This is a genomic window from Stella humosa (genome assembly GCF_006738645.1).
GTDB lineage: Bacteria > Pseudomonadota > Alphaproteobacteria > ATCC43930 > Allostellaceae > Allostella > Allostella humosa.
Window position 1 is genome coordinate 2488497 of sequence record NZ_AP019700.1, and the last position, 21524, is coordinate 2510020.

18 protein-coding genes are annotated in these 21524 nt (G+C 68.9%); 13 read left to right on the top strand and 5 right to left on the bottom strand.

Translation table 11 applies throughout. The features are described 5' to 3' along the window. Positions 1–10: 10 nt before the first annotated feature. The 10 genes from STVA_RS11715 (at position 11) to STVA_RS11760 (ending at position 12216) form a co-directional block, all read left to right on the top strand. On the top strand, positions 11–967 hold the full coding sequence (locus STVA_RS11715) for a beta/alpha barrel domain-containing protein (protein WP_123688128.1): 957 nt from the start codon (positions 11–13) through the stop codon (positions 965–967). 73 nt (positions 968–1040) lie between these two features. Then, positions 1041–2798, top strand: a complete 1758-nt coding sequence (locus STVA_RS11720) for an ABC transporter permease (RefSeq protein ID WP_197735852.1) — start codon at positions 1041–1043, stop codon at positions 2796–2798. A 13-nt stretch (positions 2799–2811) separates the two neighbouring features. Further along, on the top strand, positions 2812–3486 hold the full coding sequence (locus STVA_RS11725) for a GntR family transcriptional regulator (RefSeq protein WP_123688129.1): 675 nt from the start codon (positions 2812–2814) through the stop codon (positions 3484–3486). Positions 3487–3648: 162 nt separating this feature from the next. Continuing rightward, positions 3649–4626 carry a tripartite tricarboxylate transporter substrate binding protein gene (locus STVA_RS11730; protein ID WP_123688130.1) on the top strand — a complete coding sequence of 326 codons (978 nt, stop codon included), beginning with the start codon at positions 3649–3651 and terminating at the stop codon, positions 4624–4626. Positions 4627–4657: 31 nt separating this feature from the next. Further along, entirely contained in the window at positions 4658–5110 is a 453-nt protein-coding gene (locus STVA_RS11735) for a tripartite tricarboxylate transporter TctB family protein (protein WP_170216301.1), read from the top strand. A 13-nt stretch (positions 5111–5123) separates the two neighbouring features. Then, positions 5124–6629, top strand: a complete 1506-nt coding sequence (locus tag STVA_RS11740) for a tripartite tricarboxylate transporter permease (protein WP_123688132.1) — start codon at positions 5124–5126, stop codon at positions 6627–6629. A 238-nt stretch (positions 6630–6867) separates the two neighbouring features. Next, positions 6868–7233 carry an RNA polymerase-binding protein DksA gene (gene dksA, locus STVA_RS11745; RefSeq protein WP_245978231.1) on the top strand — a complete coding sequence of 122 codons (366 nt, stop codon included), beginning with the start codon at positions 6868–6870 and terminating at the stop codon, positions 7231–7233. A 158-nt stretch (positions 7234–7391) separates the two neighbouring features. Beyond that, entirely contained in the window at positions 7392–8468 is a 1077-nt protein-coding gene (gene recA / locus STVA_RS11750; protein ID WP_123688134.1) for a recombinase RecA, read from the top strand. A 207-nt stretch (positions 8469–8675) separates the two neighbouring features. Then, entirely contained in the window at positions 8676–11321 is a 2646-nt protein-coding gene (gene alaS, locus STVA_RS11755; RefSeq protein ID WP_123688135.1) for an alanine--tRNA ligase, read from the top strand. 166 nt (positions 11322–11487) lie between these two features. Continuing rightward, positions 11488–12216 carry a TylF/MycF/NovP-related O-methyltransferase gene (locus STVA_RS11760; protein WP_142235749.1) on the top strand — a complete coding sequence of 243 codons (729 nt, stop codon included), beginning with the start codon at positions 11488–11490 and terminating at the stop codon, positions 12214–12216. Between the two features lie 64 nt (positions 12217–12280). Here the strand turns inward: STVA_RS11760 and STVA_RS11765 are convergent, their stop codons facing one another. Continuing rightward, positions 12281–13495, bottom strand: coding sequence for an NADP-dependent isocitrate dehydrogenase (locus STVA_RS11765; RefSeq protein WP_123688137.1), 1215 nt, complete (start codon positions 13493–13495; stop codon positions 12281–12283). A 122-nt stretch (positions 13496–13617) separates the two neighbouring features. Further along, entirely contained in the window at positions 13618–14202 is a 585-nt protein-coding gene (locus STVA_RS11770; RefSeq protein WP_123688138.1) for an LOG family protein, read from the bottom strand. 129 nt (positions 14203–14331) lie between these two features. Between STVA_RS11770 and STVA_RS11775 the strand changes: the two genes are divergently transcribed. The 3 genes from STVA_RS11775 (at position 14332) to STVA_RS27650 (ending at position 17195) form a co-directional block, all read left to right on the top strand. After that, on the top strand, positions 14332–14805 hold the full coding sequence (locus tag STVA_RS11775) for a c-type cytochrome (protein WP_123688139.1): 474 nt from the start codon (positions 14332–14334) through the stop codon (positions 14803–14805). 92 nt (positions 14806–14897) lie between these two features. Further along, on the top strand, positions 14898–15581 hold the full coding sequence (locus STVA_RS11780) for a cytochrome b/b6 domain-containing protein (protein ID WP_123688140.1): 684 nt from the start codon (positions 14898–14900) through the stop codon (positions 15579–15581). Between the two features lie 1218 nt (positions 15582–16799). Further along, entirely contained in the window at positions 16800–17195 is a 396-nt protein-coding gene (locus tag STVA_RS27650; protein ID WP_170221600.1) for a LysM peptidoglycan-binding domain-containing protein, read from the top strand. Between the two features lie 17 nt (positions 17196–17212). On the opposite strand, the gene STVA_RS11790 is transcribed toward STVA_RS27650, so the two are convergent. From STVA_RS11790 to STVA_RS11800, 3 genes are read right to left on the bottom strand one after another with little or no spacing between them, the layout of a single operon-like run. Beyond that, the gene (locus tag STVA_RS11790) at positions 17213–19315 is read right to left on the bottom strand and encodes a tetratricopeptide repeat protein (protein ID WP_170216303.1); all 2103 of its coding nucleotides are present in this window, start codon (positions 19313–19315) and stop codon (positions 17213–17215) included. After that, positions 19312–19977, bottom strand: coding sequence for an RraA family protein (locus tag STVA_RS11795; protein ID WP_123688143.1), 666 nt, complete (start codon positions 19975–19977; stop codon positions 19312–19314). The genes STVA_RS11790 and STVA_RS11795 overlap by 4 nt, the downstream gene beginning before the upstream one ends. 46 nt (positions 19978–20023) lie before the next feature. Then, positions 20024–21517: a tripartite tricarboxylate transporter permease gene (locus STVA_RS11800; protein WP_123688144.1), complete on the bottom strand. Its 1494-nt coding sequence runs from the start codon at positions 21515–21517 to the stop codon at positions 20024–20026. Between the last annotated feature and the right edge of the window lie 7 nt (positions 21518–21524).

The following is a 21524-nucleotide window of genomic DNA, read 5'->3' on the forward strand; positions in this document are numbered from 1 at the left end:
GCCATCCGCCATGCTGCACATCCCCGAGAAGATGACCGTCGTCGACGTCGCCGCCCGCGATGGCCTCCAGAGCTTCCATCGCTGGGTCGATACCGACGTGAAGGTGACGATGGTCGACCGCCTGTCGGACGCCGGCTTCCCGGTGGTCGAGGTCACCAACTTCGCCCACCCGCGTGTCATCCCGCACCTGAAGGATGCCGAGGCGGTGATGGAGCGCATCCGCCGCCGGCCGGGCACCGTCTATCGCGGCCAGGCGCCCAACCCGCGCGGCGCCCAGCGCGCGGTGGCCGCCCGGGTGGACGAGGTGCTGGGGCTGATCACCGCCAGCGAGGCCTACAACCGCAAGAACCAGAACATGACGATCGCGCAAGGCGTCGATGCCGCGATCGAGACCTTTCGCATCACCGATGCCGCCGGCATCCCGTTCCTGCTGGCGATCGGCATGTCCTTCTGGTGCGCCTATGATGGGCCGATCCCGGAGGAGCGCGTGCTGGACCTGATCGACCGGTTCCGGGACGCCGGCATCCGCCGCTACTACCTGGCGGGCTCGCTCGGGATGGAGGATGCCCGCCATGTCGGCAGCCTTTTCCGCCGCATCCTCGACCGCCATGCGGATGTCGAACTGGGCTTCCATGTCCACAACCTGGCCGGCACCGGCACGGCCAACATCCTGGCCGCGATGGATGCCGGCGCCAGCTTCGTCGAGGGCAGCATCTGCGGCATCGGCGGCGGCATCATGACGCCGACCTCGATGGCGTCCGTCGGCAACCTGCCGACCGAGGACATCGTGCACATGCTGAACGACATGGGCATCGACACCGGCGTCACGACGGAGGAGGCGGTGGCCTGCGCCGGCGACATCGCCGAGATGCTGGGGATCGAGCCGCGCAGCCACGTCGTCCATGCCGGCACGCGGGCCGGCATCATGCGCTCGGCCGCCGCGCATGGCCGCGATCACCCGATGTAGGGGCTGGGCAGGCACCGGTTCCTGGTATCTGCTGGCGAACGCATAGGCAAAAAACAAGTTCGGGGAGGGGTCCATGACGATGACGGCGGATACGGTCGGCCGCGGGGGCGGTGGAACCCGCCTCTCCGGCCGCTGGGCGGGGCGGGTGTGGACCGGCTGCCTGCTGATCCTGCTGCTGTTCCTGGTCGCCTATCCGGTCGCCATGCTGTTGCTGGGTGCGTTGACCAAGACCAACCCGATCGTCGACGGCTTCGGCAAGTTCGACCTGTCGATCGCCAACTTCACGTCGGTGATGGCCAGCTCGAGCGTGCAGTCGGCGATGGTGAACACGCTGGTCATCTGCGCCGCGGGCACCGTGGTGGCGCTGATCATCGGCGTCGGCTTCGCCTGGATCGTCGCCCGCACCAACACACCCTGCAAGCGGCTGATCGAGAGCGCCGGCATCATGCCGCTGTTCGTGCCGCCGCTGGTGGGTGCGGTCGCCTGGTCGATCCTGGGGTCGCCGACGACCGGGCTTTTCAACACCCTCTTCAAGCAGATGGGGCTCGATTTCCGGATCAACCTCTACAGCATGACCGGGGTGATCCTGGTCTTCGGCATGTACTACGCCCCCTATGTCTACCTCTTCGTCGTCTCGACCCTGAAGAACATGGACCCCTCGCTGGAGGAGGCGGCCGAGGTGTCGGGCGCCGGCCCGCTGCGGACCATGTTCACGATCACCTTCCCGCTGATCGCGCCCGCCATCATTTCCAGCATGCTGCTGACCTTCATCGTCATGCTGGGCATCTACGGCATCCCGGCCGTGCTGGGCACGCCGGCCAAGATCAGCGTGCTGACGACCTACATCTTCGCGCTGACCTCCTGGTCGCCGCCGCTCTTCAACACGGCGGCTGCCGTCGCGATCCTGCTGATTGTCGTCACCGGCTTCTGCGTCTGGCTGCAGCAGCGGGTGCTGTCGCGCCGCAGCTTCGTCACGGTGACGGGCAAGTCGTTCAAGCCGCGCGAGCTCAATCTCGGCCGCTGGCGCTGGTTCACGCTGGCATTGGCGATCGTCTACCTTCTGGTCGTGGTGATCCTGCCCTGTGCGGCCCTGCTGATCGCGGCCTTCCGGCGCTTCATGTTCATTCCCACCCTGGGCAGCCTGTTCGAGGCCAAGCACTATTCCCTGCTGCATTTCGAGCGCCTGCTCGGCACCGAGGTGGTGTGGCGGTCGATCTGGAACACGCTGGAGGTCGGCTTCATCACCGCCTTCTTCGGCGGTGCGCTGGCCTTTGCCATCGGCTACACGGTGACGCGGACGCAGCTTCCCGGCCGCCGCCTGCTCGATCTGCTGGCGACCGCGCCGGTGGCGATCCCGGGCCTGGTGATCGGCGTTGCCTATCTCTGGGCATGGATCGGCCTGCCGGGCGGCCTGTGGGGTACCACCTGGATCCTGGCGCTGGCGCTGGTCGCCCGCTTCCTGCCCGACACGCTGAAGGTGCTGTCGAGCTCGCTGATGCAGATCCACAAGGAGCTGGAGGAGGCATCGCGCATCTGCGGCCGCGGCACGTTGCAGACCATCCTGCGCATCGTCCTGCCGATCGCGCGGCCGGGCGTGGTGGCGGCGATGACGCTGCTCTTCATCCTGGCGATCCGCGAGCTGGGCTCGTCCCTGTTCCTCTTCACCAACGACACCATCGTCATGGCGGTGCTGCTGCTCGATCTCTACGAGGGCGGCAATGCCGGGGCGACGGCGGCCTTCAGCGTCCTGCAGTCGGTCATCCTGCTGATCGTGCTGGGCCTGTCGAGCCTGCTGTCGCGCACGGTGTCGGGGGTGGTCGCGCGGACCTGAGGGGCGGACGCGCGTGCAGCCGGCGCCGGTCCGCTCGTCGTCGCGCGACGGTGCCTATGCGGCGCTGAAGCAGCGCATCCTCGACAATGCCCTGCCGCCGGGCGGCCAGTTCCTGGAGCAGGAACTGGTCGACCTATGCGGGGTCAGCCGCACGCCCGTGCGCGAGGCCCTGATCCGCCTCCAGGAGGAGGGGCTGGTCGCCATCGTGCCGCGCCATGGCGTGCGCATCCTGCCGCTGGCACTGGCCGACATGCAGGAGATCTATGACGTGCTGGCCAGCCTGGAGCCGACCGCCGTCGCCCTGGTGGCCGCCCGGCGCCCGGGCGAGGCGGAGCTGGCGCCCTTCGATGCCGCCTGCCGCGAGATGGCGGCGGCGCTGGCACGCGACGACCTGGAGGCATGGGCCCGGGCCGACGAGGATTACCACCTGCATCTGCTGCGGCTGTGCGGCAACCGGCGGCTGGCCGGGATGGTGATGCAGTGCTGGGACCAGGCCCACCGCGCGCGCATGTTCACGCTGCGCCTGCGGCCGAAGCCGTCGCAATCGGTCGAGGAGCATGCCGCCGTGGTCGACGCCATCCGCCGGGGGGACGCGGAAGGTGCGCGGGAGATCTATCGCCGCCACCGCGAGCGCGGCGGGCGCGAGCAGATGGAGATCCTGCGCCGCCACGGCATGCAGCGAATCTGATCGCGGACCGCCCGAAGCGCATCGGTCCGGCAGCCGTCGAAAGCCGGCCGAGATGGCTTCGCCGAACCGGGCCTTGGCGAAGCGGGGCGGAAGTTCCTGGTCGCATCCAGACGGCCGACTCCGTACTATCCGCCCCAATAAAAGTATTCAGGGGAGGATATCATGCTCAACCGCAGGACGATTCTGTCGGCGTTCGCCGGCGTCCTGGCCATTTCTGGCGTACCGGCTGCCGGTCCGGCACTGGCCGACACCTATCCGTCCAAGCCCGTCACCTTCATCGTGCCATGGCCGGCCGGCGGGTCGAGCGACCTGACCATGCGGGCATTGGCCGAGGCGGCCTCCAAGCATCTGGGCCAGCCGATCGTCATCGAGAACAAGGCCGGGGCCAGCGGCACGGCCGGACCGGCCGTAATGGCGGCGGGCGCCAAGCCCGACGGCTATACCATCGCGCAGATGCCGATCACGGTCTTCCGCCTGCCCAACATGGTGAAGACCTCGTTCGATCCGGCAAAGGACTTCACCTACATCCTGAACGTCACTGGCTATACCTTCGGCGTCGTCGTGAAGGCGGACGCCAAGTGGAAGACGTTCGGGGAACTGGTGGCCGACGCAAAGGCGAACCCCGGCAAGGTCAGCTACGGCACGCCCGGTGCCGGCACCTCCCTGCACATCACCATGGAGCAGATCGCCGCCATGGCCGGCGTCAAGTTCACCCACGTCCCCTTCAAGGGCGGGGCGGAGACGAACGCGGCGGTGCTGGGCGGCCACGTCTCGGCAGTGGCGGATTCCACCGGCTGGGGCAGCCTGGTCGACGCCAAGGAACTGCGCCTGCTGGTGATCTGGGGCCAGCAGCGTTCCAAGCGGTGGCCCGACGTGCCGACCTTGAAGGAGGCCGGGTTCGACCTCGTTTCGAACTCGCCGTTCGGCATCGCCGGGCCGAAGGGCATGGACCCCAAGATCGTCGCCAAGCTCCACGATGCCTTCAAGAAAGGCATGGAGGAGCCCTCCTATGCCGAGGCCATGCGCAAGTTCGACATGGAGCCCTTCTATATGTCGACGGCCGATTACGACAAGTTCGCGCGCGCCTCGATCGCCCAGGAGGCCAAGCTGGTCGAGATGCTGGGCCTGAAGGCCAAGTGAGCGGGGCAGGGCGGTAGCGGGGGCCGGGCTGGTGCGGCCCGACCTGCCGAGCGGTCTGCTGTGGCTGGCCGCCGGTGCCTTCGTCGCCTGGGAGGGGTACGAGCTGGGCCTGGGGTCGGCCAACGACCCTGGCTCGGGCTTCGTGCTGTTCTGGGTCGGCCTGCTGCTGGTGGTCCTGGCGCTGGTGCAGCTGGGCCAGGCCCTGGCGCGGCCGGCGGAGGCGGGCATCCGGGCCTTGTGGCGTGACCTCCACTGGTGGAAGCCGGTGGGCGCGGTCGTCGTGCTGGCGATCTATGCCGTGGCCCTGCTGCCGGTCGGCTACCTGCTCTCCACCTTCGCCTTCCTGCTGGTCCTGATGCTGGCGGTCGACCGCAACCCGCCGGTCACGGCTGCGACCGTGGCGCTGTCGGCGACTGCGATCACCTTCCTGGTGTTCGACAAGTGGCTGGGCGTCGGCCTGCCCCGCGGCATCTTCTACCTGTAGCGCCGGGGCCGCGATGGATCTCCTCAACAGCCTGGCGCTCGGCTTCTCCGTCGCGCTCAGCCCGATCAACCTCGCCTATTGCTTCGGCGGCGTCTTCGTCGGCACGCTGATCGGCGTGCTGCCCGGCATCGGCCCGGTGGCCGCGATGTCGCTGCTGCTGCCCGCCACCTTCGCCGTGCCGCCGGAATCGGCCATCATCCTGATGGCCGGGGTCTATTACGGCTCGATGTATGGCGGCTCTACCACCGCCATCCTGGTCAACATCCCGGGCGAGGCGGCGTCGGTCGTCACCTGCCTCGACGGCTACCAGATGGCGCGCCAGGGGCGGGCAGGGGCCGCACTCGGGATGGCCGCCATCGGCTCGTTCCTCGCCGGCACGCTGGCGGTCGTCGGCCTGATGCTGGTGGCGCCGACGCTGGCGCGCTTTGCCATCAAGTTCGGCCCGGCCGAATATTTCAGCCTGATGGTGCTGGGCCTGTCGATCCTGGCCTACCTGTCGCACGGCTCGCTGGTGAAGGCCGTGATCATGGCGGCGGCCGGCCTGATCCTGGGCCTGGTCGGCCTGGACTCGATCACCGCCATCCCGCGCCTCACCTTCGACCGCATGGAGCTGGTGGACGGGCTGGGGCTGGTGCCGATCGTCATGGGCCTCTTCGGCGTGGCCGAGATCCTGGCCAACCTGGAACAGGAGCTGAAGCGCGAGATCTTCGCCCGCCGCATCACCGGCCTGATGCCGACCCGCGACGACTGGCGGCGGAGCGCCTGGCCGCTGGCCCGCGGCTCGGTCCTGGGCTTCATCCTGGGCATCCTGCCGGGCGGCGGGGCGGTGATCTCGTCCTTCCTGTCCTACGGGCTGGAAAAGCGCCTGTCGAAAACGCCGGAGCGCTTCGGGAAAGGGGCGATCGAGGGCGTGGCCGGGCCGGAGGCGGCCAACAACGCCGCGGCCGGCGGCGGCTTCATCCCGCTGATGACGCTGGGTATCCCGCCCAATGTCGTGATGGCCCTGCTGATGGGCGCCTTCATCGTCCACGGCCTGCAGCCGGGGCCGCTGCTGATGGTGCAGAAGCCCGACATCTTCTGGGGCATCGTCGCCAGCATGTATATCGGCAACATCATGCTGCTGATCCTCAACCTGCCGCTGATCGGCATGTGGGTGCAGCTGCTGAAGGTGCCCTATCGCATCCTCTTCCCGCTGATCCTGCTGTTCTGCGTCATCGGCGTCTACACGGCCTCGGGGGCCATCTTCGACGTCTACCTGATGATCGGCTTCGGCGTGCTGGGCTACCTGATGCGCAAGTTCGGCTACGAGCCGGCACCCCTGGTGCTGGCCTTCGTGCTGGGCCCGATGCTGGAGAACAACCTGCGCAAGGCGCTGCTGCTGGCGCAGGGCGACTTCATGACCTTCGTCGAACGGCCGATCTCGGCGACCTGCCTGGCGATCGCGGCATTGCTCTTGCTTTCACCCCTGCTGCCACGCTTTGGCGCGCGCCGTAACGCAATCGCGCTTGAGCAATCCTAGAAGTATCGCTAACCACCTACCGACGAGGACGGGTTGAGGGAGCGCCACCGTGAAGGCTAGTTCCAATCGCGAAAATTCCGGCAACCTCAAGTTCGTCGCTATGACGGCTGCGGTGACCGGCAAGGCCGGGGAATCCTACCGATCTTCCGCATTCGACGGCGATACCCAGGTGGACGAGGCGGCGGCCGAGCGGCCTGACCTGCCGCCGGGCTACCTGCCGTCGGAGCGCGAGTCGTTCATGAACCCGCTGCAGCGGGAGTATTTCCGCCAGAAGCTGCTGCGCTGGCGGGCGGAACTGCAGCGGGAATCGACCGAGACGCTGCAGCACCTCAAGGAAGAGACGCTGTCCCAGCCCGACCTGACCGACCGGGCCTCGCTGGAGACGGACCGCTCGCTCGAACTGCGCACCCGGGATCGGGAGCGCAAGCTGATCGCCAAGATCGATGCCGCGCTCGAACGCATCGAGGATGGCAGCTACGGCTATTGCGAGGAGACGAGCGAGCCGATCGGCCTGCGCCGGCTGGAGGCCCGCCCGATCGCCACCCTCAGCCTGGAGGCGCAGGAGCGGCACGAGCGGATGGAGCGCACGCACCGCGACGACTGACCGCAAGCCATCTCTCGCCGGCCGAGGGCGGGTGTCGTTTTTCGGCCATGGCGCAGGAGAACGAACAACGAACATTCGCCCTCGACCGACGTGAACAAATGAAGTACGGTGCCCGTCATTGCATCGCCCCCATGGGCGTGGAATAAGGGGACCGGGCTATGTCGCAAGCCGCGCTGCGTTTGGTGGACAAGGAAACCGTGGACAAGACCAAGGCTCTCGAGGCCGCCCTCAGCCAGATCGAACGGGCATTCGGCCGCGGCTCGGTGATGAAGCTGGGCGCCCGCCCGGCCTCGACCGAGGCGGAAGTGATCTCGACCGGCTCGCTCGGCCTCGACATCGCGCTTGGCATCGGCGGCCTGCCGCGCGGCCGGGTGGTCGAGATCTACGGGCCGGAAAGCTCGGGCAAGACGACGCTGGCCCTGCATGTCGTGGCCGAGGCGCAGAAGGCCGGCGGCACCTGCGCGTTCGTCGACGCCGAGCATGCGCTGGACCCGAGCTATGCCCGCAAGCTGGGCGTCAACATCGACGAACTGCTGATTTCGCAGCCCGATGCCGGCGAGCAGGCGCTGGAGATCGCCGATACGCTGGTGCGCTCCGGCGCCATCGACGTGCTGGTGGTCGACAGTGTGGCCGCCCTGGTGCCGCGCGCCGAGCTCGAAGGCGAGATGGGCGACAGCCATGTCGGCCTGCAGGCGCGCCTGATGAGCCAGGCGCTGCGCAAACTGACCGGCTCGATCTCCAAGTCGGGCTGCCTGGTGATCTTCATCAACCAGATCCGCCTGAAGATCGGCGTGATGTTCGGCAGCCCCGAGACGACCACCGGCGGCAACGCGCTGAAGTTCTATGCCTCGGTCCGGCTCGACATCCGCCGCATCGGCTCGATCAAGGACCGTGACCAGGTGACCGGCAACACCACCCGGGTCAAGGTCGTGAAGAACAAGATGGCGCCGCCCTTCCGCGTCGTCGAGTTCGACATCATGTATGGCGAGGGCGTGTCGAAGACGGGCGAACTGGTCGATCTCGGCGTCCAGGCCGGCGTCGTCGAGAAGTCCGGCTCGTGGTTCTCGCACCAGGGCCAGCGCATCGGCCAGGGGCGCGAGAACGCCAAGAATTTCCTGCGCGACAACCCGGCCCTGGCCCAGACGATCGAGCAGGCCATCCGCCAGAACGCCGGCCTGGTCGCCGACGCCATGATGAGCGGCGCCTCGGCCGGCGAGGGCGACGCCGACGGCTAGCGCCGGCTCCAGCATTCCGACGACGGAAGGCCGGGGCCGAAAAAGCCCCGGCCTTCTGCGTTTCCACCTGTTCCGTGCGGCCCGGCCGTTCTGGACAGGGTTTCCAGCAGCCTATAGAAGCACCGGTTCGATGGAACGAAGCGGGATCGCCCAAGCACCCGGTCGACCCCGCAGCAGGCACGCAATAGCAGGATCGAGAGGCCCCGCATGACTTCGGCGAACGACATTCGCGCCCAGTTCCTCGGCTACTTCGCCGGCGAAGGCCATGCGGTCGTCGCCTCCAGCCCGCTGGTGCCGCGCAACGACCCGACGTTGCTCTTCACCAATGCCGGCATGGTGCAGTTCAAGAACGTCTTCACCGGGGTCGAGAAGCGCGACTACGTCCGCGCCGCCACCTCGCAGAAGTGCGTGCGCGCCGGCGGCAAGCACAACGACCTGGAGAATGTCGGCTACACCGCGCGCCACCACACCTTCTTCGAAATGCTGGGCAACTTCTCGTTCGGCGACTATTTCAAGGAACGCGCGATCGAGCTGGCCTGGAACCTGATCACGCGCGACTTCGGCCTCGACCGCGAGCGGCTGCTGGTCACGGTCTATCACGAGGACGAGGAGGCAGCGGGCTTCTGGCGCCGCATCGCCGGCCTCGACGACCGGCGCATCATCCGCATCGCCACCTCGGACAATTTCTGGGCGATGGGCGACACCGGCCCTTGCGGCCCGTGCTCTGAGATTTTCTACGATCACGGCCCCCACATCGCGGGCGGCCCGCCCGGCAGCCCCGACGGCGACGGCGACCGTTTCATCGAGATCTGGAACCTCGTCTTCATGCAGTACGAGCAGCTTGCAGCCGACCACCGGGTGTCGCTGCCGCGGCCGTCGATCGACACCGGCATGGGGCTGGAGCGGCTGGCGGCGGTCCTGCAGGGCAAGCACGACAATTACGACATCGACCTGATGCGGGCCCTGATCACCGCCTCGGCGGAGGCGACGAACACGGCGGCGGACGGGCCGCACGCCGTCTCGCACCGGGTGATCGCCGACCATCTGCGCTCCACCAGCTTCCTCATCGCCGACGGCGTGCTGCCGTCGAACGAAGGGCGCGGCTACGTGCTGCGCCGGATCATGCGCCGCGCGATGCGCCATGCCCACATCCTGGGCGCCACCGAGCCGGTCGTGTGGAAGCTGGTGCCGGCGCTCATCCGCCAGATGGGGCAGGCCTATCCCGAGCTGGTCCGCGCCGAGGCCCTGGTGACCGAGACGCTGCGGCTGGAGGAGACGCGCTTCAAGCAGACGCTGGATCGCGGCCTGCGCCTGCTCGACGACGAGGTCGAGCGGCTGCCGCCGGGCAAGGGGCTGCCGGGCGAGGTCGCGTTCAAGCTCTACGACACCTTCGGCTTCCCGCTCGACCTGACGCAGGACGTGCTGCGCGCGCGCGGCCTGGCGGTCGACACCGCCGGCTTCGACACCGCCATGGCGCGCCAGCGGGCCGACGCCCGGGCGGCGTGGGCGGGCTCCGGCGATGCCGCCGAGGGTCATGTCTGGTTCGACGTGAAGGAGCGGGTCGGCGCGACCGAGTTCCTCGGCTACGACACCGAGATGGCCGAAGGCAAGGTGGCCGCCATCCTGGTCGACGGCAGCGAGGTCGAGGCGGCCGAGGCCGGCCAGTCGGTGTCGGTCATCGTCAACCAGACACCGTTCTATGCGGAATCCGGTGGCCAGATGGGCGATGCCGGGGCGATGTTTTCCCCCGGCGGCGCCGAGATCGCGGTCAGCGATACGGTCAAGCGCGCGGGCACGTTGTTCGTCCATCTCGGCCGGGTGGAGCGCGGGCGCCTGTCCGTGGGCGACGTGGTCGAACTGCGGGTCGATGGCGAGCGCCGGTCGCGCCTGCGGGCCAACCACTCGGCCACCCATCTGCTGCACAAGGCATTGCGCAATCGCCTGGGCGAGCATGTGACGCAGAAGGGCTCGCTCGTGGCCCCGGACCGGCTGCGCTTCGACATCAGCCACCCCAATCCGCTGACGCCGGACGACATCGCCGCCGTCGAGGCCGAGGTGAACGACCGGATCCGCCACAACGCCGACGTCGCGACCAAGCTGATGGCGCCCGATGAGGCGGTCGCCGCCGGCGCGATGGCGCTCTTCGGCGAGAAGTATGGCGACGAGGTCCGCGTCGTCAGCATGGGCGGCGAGGACTTCTCGGTCGAGCTGTGCGGCGGGACCCACGTCCGCCGGGCGGGCGACATCGGGGTCTTCAAGATCCTGGGCGAGGGGGCCGTGGCCGCCGGCGTTCGCCGCGTCGAGGCCGTCACCGGCATCGGCGCGCTGGCCCACTTCAAGCGCGAGGAGGCCATCCTGCGCGAGGCCGCCGGCGTGCTGAAGGTCACGCCCTCGGACCTGCCGGCGCGGGTCTCCAGCCTGCTGGAGGACCGCCGTCGGCTCGAGCGCGAACTGGCCGATGCGCGCCGCCAGCTTGCCTCCGGCGGTGGCGGTGCCGCCCAGGCGGTGAAGGAAGTGGCCGGCATCCGCTTCACCGGCCGCAAGGTCGAGGGCATGCCGGGCCGCGAACTGAAGGGGCTGGCCGACGAATTGAAGCGGCAGCTCGGCTCCGGCGTCGTCGCCATCGCCGGCATCGACGAGGGCAAGGTCTCGCTCGTGGTGGGCGTCACCGACGACCTGACCGGCCGCTTCAGCGCCGTGGACCTGGTCCGCGTCGGGGCCGAGGCGCTGGGCGGCAAGGGCGGCGGCGGCCGCGCCGACATGGCCCAGGCCGGCGGGCCCGATCCGGCCCGCGCCGAGGCCGCGCTGGCCGCGATCGAAGGCGCCTTGTCGGCCCGGGCCGAGGCCGCCTGACGCATCCGCGCACGACCGGGGACGGCCGGCAGGCCCACCCGGTTACGCGCATCGGGCCATCGCGGCTAGAGTTTCCCGCGAGAGGCCGCTAGCATCCTCGATCTTAGCAATCGTGCGTCGGCGGGGGGTCGGCGTTCCGCTGCTTCAGATCGGAGATCGCGAAGCCGTGCCCGCTCGCCCGATGCATTCCCTGGAATCGCTGCGCTGGACCGAGAACCTTCTCGTCCATCATGCCTTTGAAATATCCCAACTGGACGGTGACTACCTGGAGTTCGGCGTCTTCCGCGGCTCCAGCTTCATCCAAGCCTATTTTTCGGCGATGCAGATCGTCGCCGGCTTCCTGGGCGGGCGCTGGGACGCGGCCGGCGGCAAGGACGACCCGACCGACATGAGCAAGGTCTGGGCCCGCCAGCAATGGGAGCAGATGCGCTTCATCGCCTTCGACTCCTTTTCCGGCGTGCCCAAGCCGGGAAAGATCGATTCGATCCTGCCGATATTCCGCGAGGGAGCATACGCAGCCCCCCGCGACGAGTTCCTGAAGGAGCTGCGCAAGGTCGGCGTCGATCTCGACAAGGTGCGGATCGTCGAGGGGTTCTACGAACAGTCGTTGACGCCCGAGGCCGCGGCGCGGCTGGAGCTGAAGCGCATCGCCGTCGTCCATATCGACAGCGACCTCTATGAATCGGCCAAGCAGGCGCTGGCCTTCTGCACGCCCTATTTCCGCGACGGCACCATCGTCATCTTCGACGACTGGTTCCAGTTCCGCGGCAACCCGCAGTTGGGCGAGCAGCGTGCCTTCAACGAATGGCGGGCGGCCCATCCGGAATGGCTGGTGCAGGACTACCTGACCGAAGGCTCGTTCCGGAAGGCCTTCATCCTGTCGCAGCCGGTCTGAGCCGAAACGAGAAGGGGCGGCCAGGCCTGGCCGCCCCTCCCGCGCGATCGCCGATCGGAACCGGTCAGGCCAGGGCGGCCTGCAGGTTCTGGTCGAGCTTGTCGAGGAACTGGTTGGTCGTCAGCCAGGGCTGGTTCGGCCCGATCAGCAGTGCCAGGTCCTTGGTCATGAAGCCGGCCTCGACCGTGTCGACGCAGACCTTCTCCAGCGTCTCGGCGAACTTCGCCACGTCCGGCGTGCCGTCGAACTTGGCGCGGTAATAGAGGCCGCGGGTCCAGGCGAAGATCGACGCGATCGGGTTGGTCGACGTCTCCTTGCCCTTCTGGTGCTCGCGATAATGGCGGGTGACCGTGCCGTGCGCGGCCTCGGCCTCTACGGTCTTGCCGTCCGGCGTCAGCAGCACGGACGTCATCATGCCGAGCGAGCCGTAGCCCTGGGCCACCACGTCGCTCTGCACGTCGCCGTCGTAGTTCTTGCACGCCCAGACGAACCCGCCCGACCACTTCAGCGCGCTCGCCACCATGTCGTCGATCAGGCGATGCTCGTAGGTGAGCGAGGCGGCCTTGAACTTGTCGGCGAACTCCTGGTCGAACACCTCCTGGAAGATGTCCTTGAAGCGCCCGTCATAGGCCTTGAGGATGGTGTTCTTGGTCGAGAGATAGACCGGGTACTTCCGCTCCAGCCCGTAGTTGAAGCAGGTGCGCGCGAAGGCGGCGATCGATTCGTCCAGGTTGTACATGGCCAGCGCCACGCCGCCGCCCGGGAACTTGTAGACCTCGTGCTCGATCGTCTTGCCGCCGTCCTCGGGCACGAAGGTGATCGTCAGCTTACCCTTGCCCGGCACCACGAAGTCTGTCGCGCGATACTGGTCGCCGAAGGCATGGCGGCCGATGACGATGGGCTGCGTCCAGGTGGGAACGATGCGCGGCACGTTCTTGCAGATGATCGGCTCGCGGAAGATCGAGCCGTCGAGGATGTTGCGGATCGTGCCGTTGGGCGACTTCCACATCTTCTTCAGGCCGAACTCCTCGACCCGCTGCTCGTCCGGCGTGATCGTGGCGCACTTCACGGCGACGCCGTACTTCTTCGTCGCCTCGGCCGAATCGATCGTGATCTGGTCGTTCGTCTCGTCCCGCTTCTGGACGCTGAGGTCGTAGTACTTCAGGTCGATGTCGAGATAGGGCAGGATCAGCTTGTCCTTGATCATCTGCCAGATGATGCGGGTCATCTCGTCGCCGTCCATCTCGACGACGGGGTTCGCGACCTTGATCTTCTTCACGGGGATTGGTCTCCGGGCTCTCGAAAGAGGGTAAGCCCGCCGGGCAGGGGGTGCGGGCGGGCGATAAGCGGCGCACGATAGCACCTCGCACCTGCCAGGCAAGCGCGGCGTATCCGCGCAAATCAGGCCCAGCGATCCTGAAAGGCAAAGCGCGGCGCCGGCGCCGCCTCGAGCGTCGCCAGGAGGGCGGGCACGCTGTCGGCGACGGTGAAATAGTCACGCAACGCGTCCGGCCCGTAGCCGGCGGCGATGGCGTGGTCGATCAGGGCCAGCAGGGGCTGCCAGTAGCCGCCGATGTCGAGGATGCCGATCGGCAGGTCGTGCAGGCCGATCTGGCGCCAGGTCGCCACTTCCATGGTTTCGTCCAGGGTACCAAGCGCCCCCGGCAGGACGGCCACGGCCGAGGCCCGCTCGACCATCCGGCGCTTGCGCTCGTGCATATTGTCGACGACGACCAGCTCGCTGACGCCGGCATGGGCGATCTCGATGGTGTAGAGCCGGCGCGGGATTATGCCGACGACGCGCCCGCCTGCCGCCAGGCAGGCATCGGCCAGAATGCCCATGAGGCCGACGCGCCCGCCGCCGAAGACGAGCTCGGTGCCCTGCCGGGCGAGCAGCCGGCCCAGTTCCTCGGCGGCTGCCCGGTGGGCGGGGTCGTGCCCGGCCTGGGCACCGCAGTAGACGCAGAGCGATCGGAGCTTTGGCATGGTTTCCGTCACGAACTCGTGAGTCCCGGTTGAAGCCTGATACGATAGGGTCGGTTTCGTCTGCCGGATCAGGGGGATTCTACCCCGAACGGCGACGCGCCGTATGGCGCGCAATGGGAGAGGTAGGACATGAGCGTTCTGGGTCGGGGCTCGGTCTTCGTGGCGGCCTTCGCTGCGGTACTGGGAGTGGGGTTGATGGCCGAGGCGCAGCAGCGTCCGCCGGCCGACATCATCGCGGCACGCCAGCAGGCGATGAAGACGCTGGGTGCCGAGATGAAGGGGATCGGCGACGCCGCCAAGGCGGGCTCGATCACCAAGGAGGACGCGTCTGCCCGCGCCTCCAAGATCAACGAGATCGCCAATCAGATGGTTAGCTGGTTCCCTGCAGGGACCGGGCCGGAATCGGGCGTGAAGACGGCGGCACTGCCGGCGATCTGGGAGAAGCCGGCCGACTACAAGGCGGCGATCGACCGCTTCGCGGGGGAGTCGGCCAAGCTGGTCGCCGCGGCCAATACCGGCAACGCGGCGACGATCGCGGCCGCCCAGGGCGAGGTGGGCAAGAGCTGCGGCGGCTGTCACCAGATCGCGCGCCAGCGCAACTGAGCCGAGCGAAGTCGGGGCGGTCCGACCTGCCGGGCCGCCCCGGCCGTTGCGGCGCGCAAGTGCCTTTGGTCGAGATGGGGTGAGGGACGGGAATGGCGCGCAGACCGTTCGGCGAACGGGTCAAGGTGTGGGACGGGGCCGTGCGGCTGGTCCATTGGGGCATCGTCGTGACCTTCGGCGTGTCCTGGTGGAGCATCAGCAACGGCCGCATGGATATCCACCTGCCGGCCGGCTACACGATGATGGCGCTGGTCCTGTTCCGCATCCTCTGGGGCTTCGTCGGCAGCGACACGGCCCGCTTCTCACGCTTCGTGCGCGGGCCCGCGGCCGTGCTGGGCTATGCCCGCACCATGCTGAAGCCGCGCGGCAGCGGCACGCTGATCGGCCACAACCCGCTGGGCGCGCTCAGCGTCCTGGCCTTGCTGGGGCTGTTGCTGGCCCAGGTGCTGCTCGGCCTCTTCGCGGTCGATACCGATGGCATCGAGTCCGGTCCGCTGGCCCATCTCGTTTCGTTCGACACCGGCCGCCTGGCGTCCTGGCTGCACGGGCTGGGCTTCGACGCGCTGCGGATCGTGGCCGCCATCCACATCCTGGCCGTGCTCTATTATCTGGTGGTCAAGCGGAACGACCTGATCGGGCCGATGATCACCGGCATCAAGCGCCTGCCGATCACCACCCGGCGGCCGGTGCGCATGGTCAGCCCCTGGATCGCGGCGGTGCTGTTTGCGGTGGTGGCCGGTCTCGTCTGGCTGCTGGTGACCCATCCGCCGCGGTAAGCGCTTGCGCTTTTAGTCGGTGGCGGCCGTACGCTTGTTGCTGTTGTGGCAGCGCGCGTATTACGTTCGTCACCAATGGGGCCATTACAACTCGCAAAGATTCTCGGGATCGTGGCCGTTCCGGCCGTGGCGATCGGCGCCGGCGTGGCGTTCTGGCCGGCAAAGCCGGTGCCCGCGCCCCAGGCGCCCGCGGTGACGGCGACGCCGCCGCCGGCCGTTGCCAGCACCCCGCCGCCACCGGCCGCGGCTCCGCCCCAGGCGGCCGTCGCATCGCCCCAGGCGGCCGTCGCATCGCCCCAGGCGGTCGCCATACCGACGCCGACCGCGGTGCCGCCGCCCCCGGTGTCCGCCGCATCGGCACCGACGGTCGTGGCACCGCCCGCCGCCCAGCCCGGTCGCCCGGCCGCCGCCAGCCCGCCGCCAACTAGTCCACCCCGCGCAGCCCGGTCGCCTCGACAGCGTCGAGCCCGCCCCTCCGGCGGCGGCATCCACGCCGCCGCCGCTCGCCCCATCGGTGGCGCTCATGCGCCCGCCGGCAGAGCCCGCACCGACCGCCAGCGCGCCACCACGTCCGGCGCCCGGGCCCGCAACCCGTCCGAGCCCGGCAGCGACCCCGGCATTGCCCGACCCGCGGCCTCCGGCCGCGGTGCGGGAAGAGGCGGCACGGCCGCGGCCTGCCTTCGCCGCCCCCAGCTTCGACATCGTGCGAGTCGACCCCAAGGGCTCCGCCGTCATGGCCGGCAGGGCGGCACCCGGGGCCACGGTCACCATCCTCAATTCCGGCCGGGCCATCGGTACCACGGTCGCCAATTCCCGCGGCGAGTGGGTGTTCCTGCCGTCCGCCGCCCTGCCACCCGGCTCGCATTCCTTCAGCCTGTCGGCCAGCCTCGCCACCGACCGCAAGGACGGCGACCAGGTGGTGGTGGTCGCGGTCGACCGGCCGCCGACGCGCGCCAGCGGCCAGGCACCGAGCGAGCCGCTGGTCGTGCTGAGCAGCCGGACTGGAGAGGCCCCGTCGCGCCCGCTGCAGGTGCCCGAGGCAGCGGCGACGGCAGCGCAGCCGGCCGCCGTCGCAGCCCTGCCGACCGCCCCGCCGCCACCCCGGCACCGGCGTCCCGTCCCGCCGGCACGCCCGGCCATGCGGCGCCGACGACGCCGGCTCCCCGGCCGGGCGGTCCACCGACCGTCGATGCCATCGACTATGGCGACAAGGGGCAGGTGCGCTTCAGCGGCCGTTCCGACGCGGGTGCCACCGTGCGGCTCTACCTCGACAACAAGCCCATCGGCGAGGCGGTGACCGATGGCAACCGCAACTGGCAGCACACGCCGCCGGCCGACATCGCGCCCGGCAATTACGAGCTGCGGGTCGATCGCGTGGCGCCGGATGGGCGGGTGGCCGGCCGCGTCTCCATTCCCTTCCAGCGCACCACCGTGCCGGTGGCCGAACTGTCGGAGGGGACGGTGGTGGTCCAGCCGGGCAACAGCCTGTGGCGGATCGCGCGCAACGAGTATGGCCGCGGCGTGCGCTACACCATCATCTACCGCGCCAACCGCGACAGCATCCGCAACCCGGCCCTGATCTATCCGGGCCAGGTCTTCTCGGTGCCGAAATAGCGGCACCCGGCCGGTAGCTACCGGCGGAGCGCGTGCAGGTCCCTGGCGACCCGGCCGATCATCTCGCCCCAGTCGCGATCGGCCTGTTGGCGATAAAGCCGCATGGTCGGATACCACGGCGTATCCGACCGGCCCAGCAGCCAGTACCAGAACAGGCCGCGACCGCTGGTCAGCATAGTCCAGGTCGGAATGCCGAGTGCCGCCGACAGGTGGGCGCCGGTATTGCTGATGCTGATGACCAGGTCGAGGGCGGCGAGCTGGGCGGCGGCACCGTCATAGTCGGTCAGCGGATCGATCTCGGGATCGACCAGGATCGGCACCCCGGTCGCCCGCGTCACCGCCTCGATCTCGTCGCGATGGTCGCCGTACTGGACGCTGACGAAGCGGCAGCCGGGGGTGCGCAGGATCGGCTCCCACGCCGCCAGCCCGACGCTCTTTTCGTCGCCGATGGTCGGATGGCGGCTGTTCCAGGAGAGCCCGATCAGCAGGCGCCGGTCCTGGTAGCGCGCGCGCAGCGTGCGGGCGCGCGCCGCGTCGGCACGCAGGTGGGCGATGGGTTCGCGGGGCAGGCTGTCGGGTCCTGCATGCAGCCGGCCAAGCAGGCTGCCGGTCGGGCATTGCAGGTCGGCTGCCCTGGTCGAGGGGTGCGGCGGGTCGCTGCGCGGCACGACCTCGATGGCGGGGAAGGCATCGGCGAACAGGCGGACCAGGCGCCGGTCGCATTCCAGCGTCACCTTGCCGCCGGCCGCCGCCGCCGTGGCGATCAGCCGGCCATACATGATCTCGTCGCCCGGCCCGTGATCGCCCCAGATCAGCAGGTGCCTCCCGGCCAGCGGCCGGCCGTTCCATAGCGGCTGCGCGAAGGGGCGGCGCCATTTATCGAACCGTGGCAGATCCCAGCGGCGGTCGAACCCGACCTGTCCCTCGCGGAACTTGCCCTGGGACAACTGCAGCCAGCCCAGGCTGAACTGTGCCTCGACGAAGGTCGGGCGAATTTCGATTGCCGCCCGGAACTTGCGTTCGGCCCCGGCAAGGTCGCCCGCCACCGATGCGATCGTGCCGACCACGTGCAGCGCATCGGCATTGCGCGGCGCCAGGGCGATCGCGCGCTCGGCCAGCGGGCTGGCGGCGGCGAGGTCGCCCAGTTCCATCAGCACCAGGGCGAGGTTGGTCATCGCCTGGACGTCGTCGGGCTGGTGGACCAGCAGGCGGCGATAGGCGTCGGCGGCCTCGGTCCGGCGCTCGAGCTGCCGCAGCGCATTGCCCAGATGCAGCAGCGCCTCGTGATGGTCGGGCCGGAAGGCGAGTGCTGCCTCGGCCGCGGCCAGCGCGTCGGCGGCCCGGCCGGAATCGAGCAGGGTGGCGGCGAGCGCCACGCGCAGCCGCACCGATTCCGGAATCTTCTCGATGCCCTCGCGCGCGGCGTGGATCGCCTGTTCGGTACGGCCCATGGCGCGCAGGATGCCGATCGTCGACAGGCGCACGTCGTCGCGCGTCGGCGCCAGGGCGATCGCCTCGCGGAAGGCGCGCAAGGCCGCGTCGGCCTGGCCGTCATGGCGCAGCGTGGCAGCATAGTTGACCAGGAACTCGACCCGCTTGGGCTCCAGTGCCATGGCCTGGCGCAGGGCATGGGCGGCGGCGTCGTTGCGGTCCTGGCTGCGCAGGAAGATGCCGTAGTTGTTGTGGAGGGCGGCATCGTCCGGGGCCAGGTGCAGTGCCCGGCGATAGGCGGCCTCGGCGGCGGCCAGGTTGCCGGCGCGCTCCTCGATGAGCGCGCTGCGGCGCCAGATGACCGGGTTCTCGGGCTCCTCGGCGATCGCCTCGGCGATCAGGGCGGCCGCCCGGGTGAAGTCGCGGCGCAGCAGGCAGGTCGCGGCCTGATCGCTCTTGGCGTCGGCCGGCAGCGGCCCGAGGGCGGCCGCCCGCGCCATCGCCGCCTCTGCCTCGGCCGGCTTCGCCTGGGAAACCATCGCCTTGGCCAGCAGCAGCCAGGCGACCTGGCTGCCGGGATGGGCGCCGGCCAGCGCGGTCGCCCGCTCGGCCGCAGCCGCATGCTCGGTGCGGGCGATGTGCCCGCGAATGGCGGCCAGTTCGGCTGCCGGCGGCGGGGGCGTGGTCACAGGATGCCGTGGCGCGCGAACACGTCGGCCAGCTTCATGCCTGCCTGCAACTCGGCCCGGGTGCGGTCCTCGCCCTCGACTTTCTCCAGGGCCAGTTCGAGGCATTGCTGCTCGATCTCGACCGGGATCACCACGATGCCGTCCGCGTCGCCCACCACCAGGTCGCCGCTGCGGATATGCACGCCAGCACAGGATACCGGCACGTCGATGGCGATCACCTTGCCGCGCCCCTTGGAATCGAGCGGGCCGATGCCGCCATGGAACACGGGGAAGCCGAGCGCCCGGATCTGCTTGATGTCGCGCACCAGCCCATCGGTGACGCAGCCGACCGCCCCCCTGGCCATGGACGCCGTGGTCAGCAGTTCGCCCCAGGGGGCGATGCGCGGGCTGCCCTGGCAGGCCAGCACCGGGATCTCGCCCGGTGCCAGGTCGTCGATCAGCGCGATCTCCAACTCGTAGGGATTTTCCCCGGGCGTGACCGAATAGACCTCGGAATAGAGACCCGTCCGGGCACGGCCGAACATCACCAGCGCCTCGTCCAGCGGCCGGACGTTCGGCCGGAATGCCTGGTTCGTGTGGCCCATGCCGTCCAGCGTATCGGACAGGACGGCAGTGAAGAGCCGCTCGCGGGCGCGGGCGAGCAGGGCATCGTCGGCACGCATCGGTCGGGCTCTCCCAGGGCTGCGCGATTCGCGCGGGTGATGATGGTCAGGCGGCGGGAGCCTGCCACCGACGCATGGTCCGCATCAAGAACGGCGCGAACCACACCAGCAGGGTGACGACGCCCAGCGTGGCCGAGATCGGCCGGCTGAAGAAGCCGAGCGGGTCGCCGTCGGCCTTGATCATCGAACTCACGAACGTCTCCTCCAGCACGGAACCCAGCACCATGCCGAGGATCGCGGGGGCGACCGGGATGCCGTTGCTCTCCATGAAGTAGGCGAGGATGCCGAAGCACAGCATCAGGGTGACGCCGAAGGCCGTGTTGTTGATGGCAAAGGCGCCGACGATGCAGAACATCAGGATGATCGGCATGAGGATCTCGCGCGGCGCGCGCAGGATCTGCTTGGCTGCCTTGATCGCGGCCCAGCCGAAGGGAATCATCATGATGTTGGCGATGAAGAAGACGATGAAGACCGCATAGAGTTGGGGTGCATTGTTCATGAAGATCGTCGGGCCGGGATTCATCCCCTTCATGTAGAGCACGCCGATGACGATGGCCGTGATCGAATCGCCTGGAATGCCGAATACCAATGCCGGTATCCATGCGCCACTGACGGCGGCGTTGTTCGAGGCGCCGCTCTCGACGATACCTTCAGGATATCCTGTACCGAATTTCTCCGGAGTCTTGGAGAATTTCTTGCTCATCGCATAGGAGATCCAGGCGGCGATGTCGGCGCCGGCGCCGGGCAGGGCGCCGATGAGCGTGCCGACGATGCTGCCGCGCAGCAGCGGCACCTTGTAGGTGCGCGTCATGCGGCCCATGCCGGTGAAGATGTTGCCGATGGAACCCTGCACGTTGAAGGGCTTGGCATCCGGTGCTGCGGCCCAGCGGATCACCTCGGACACGGCGAACATGCCGATCATGGCGGGGATGAAGCTGATGCCACCCATCAACTCGACCGACCCGAAGGTGAGGCGCGGGTGGCCGGCCGGATTGTCGAGGCCGACCAGCGACACGGTCAGGCCGATGAAGAGCGAGATGAGCCCTTTCAGCGGGTCGCCCGTGGAGATGAAGACCGCACAGGTCAGACCCATCGCCACCAGCCAGAAATACTCGAAGCTGGAGAATTTCAGGGCGACTTCGGCCAGCGAGGGCGCGGCCAGGACCAGCACGATCGAGCCGAAGATGCCGCCCAGGGCCGAGAATACGAGGCCGGCGCCCAGCGCCTGCTCTGCCAAGCCCTTGCGGGTCATGGCATAGGCTTCGTCGGTATAGGCGGCCGAGGCGGGCGTGCCGGGAATACGCACGAGGCAGCCCGGGATGTCGCCCGAGAAGATCGCCATGGCGGTCGCCGTGACGATGGCGGCGATGGCCGGCACCGGCTCCATGAAGAAGGTGACGGGCACCAGCAGCGCCGTCGCCATCGTCGCCGTCAGGCCGGGAACGGCCCCCACGAACAGGCCGAAGGCGGCCGAGCAGGCGATGACCAGGATGACGTAGGGATCGAATACGAGCCCGAAGGCGGTCAGGAGTGCGTCCACGGCCGGG

Coding starts and splice junctions, on each gene's coding strand:
- alaS (WP_123688135.1), top strand. CDS start 8,676: ATGACTTCGGCGAACGACATTCGCGCCCAGTTCCTCGGCTACTTCGCC.
- dksA (WP_245978231.1), top strand. CDS start 6,868: ATGAACCCGCTGCAGCGGGAGTATTTCCGCCAGAAGCTGCTGCGCTGG.
- STVA_RS11780 (WP_123688140.1), top strand. CDS start 14,898: ATGGCGCGCAGACCGTTCGGCGAACGGGTCAAGGTGTGGGACGGGGCC.
- STVA_RS11775 (WP_123688139.1), top strand. CDS start 14,332: ATGAGCGTTCTGGGTCGGGGCTCGGTCTTCGTGGCGGCCTTCGCTGCG.
- STVA_RS11730 (WP_123688130.1), top strand. CDS start 3,649: ATGCTCAACCGCAGGACGATTCTGTCGGCGTTCGCCGGCGTCCTGGCC.
- STVA_RS11740 (WP_123688132.1), top strand. CDS start 5,124: ATGGATCTCCTCAACAGCCTGGCGCTCGGCTTCTCCGTCGCGCTCAGC.
- STVA_RS11795 (WP_123688143.1), bottom strand. CDS start 19,977: ATGCGTGCCGACGATGCCCTGCTCGCCCGCGCCCGCGAGCGGCTCTTC.
- STVA_RS11715 (WP_123688128.1), top strand. CDS start 11: ATGCTGCACATCCCCGAGAAGATGACCGTCGTCGACGTCGCCGCCCGC.
- STVA_RS11770 (WP_123688138.1), bottom strand. CDS start 14,202: ATGCCAAAGCTCCGATCGCTCTGCGTCTACTGCGGTGCCCAGGCCGGG.
- recA (WP_123688134.1), top strand. CDS start 7,392: ATGTCGCAAGCCGCGCTGCGTTTGGTGGACAAGGAAACCGTGGACAAG.
- STVA_RS11720 (WP_197735852.1), top strand. CDS start 1,041: ATGACGATGACGGCGGATACGGTCGGCCGCGGGGGCGGTGGAACCCGC.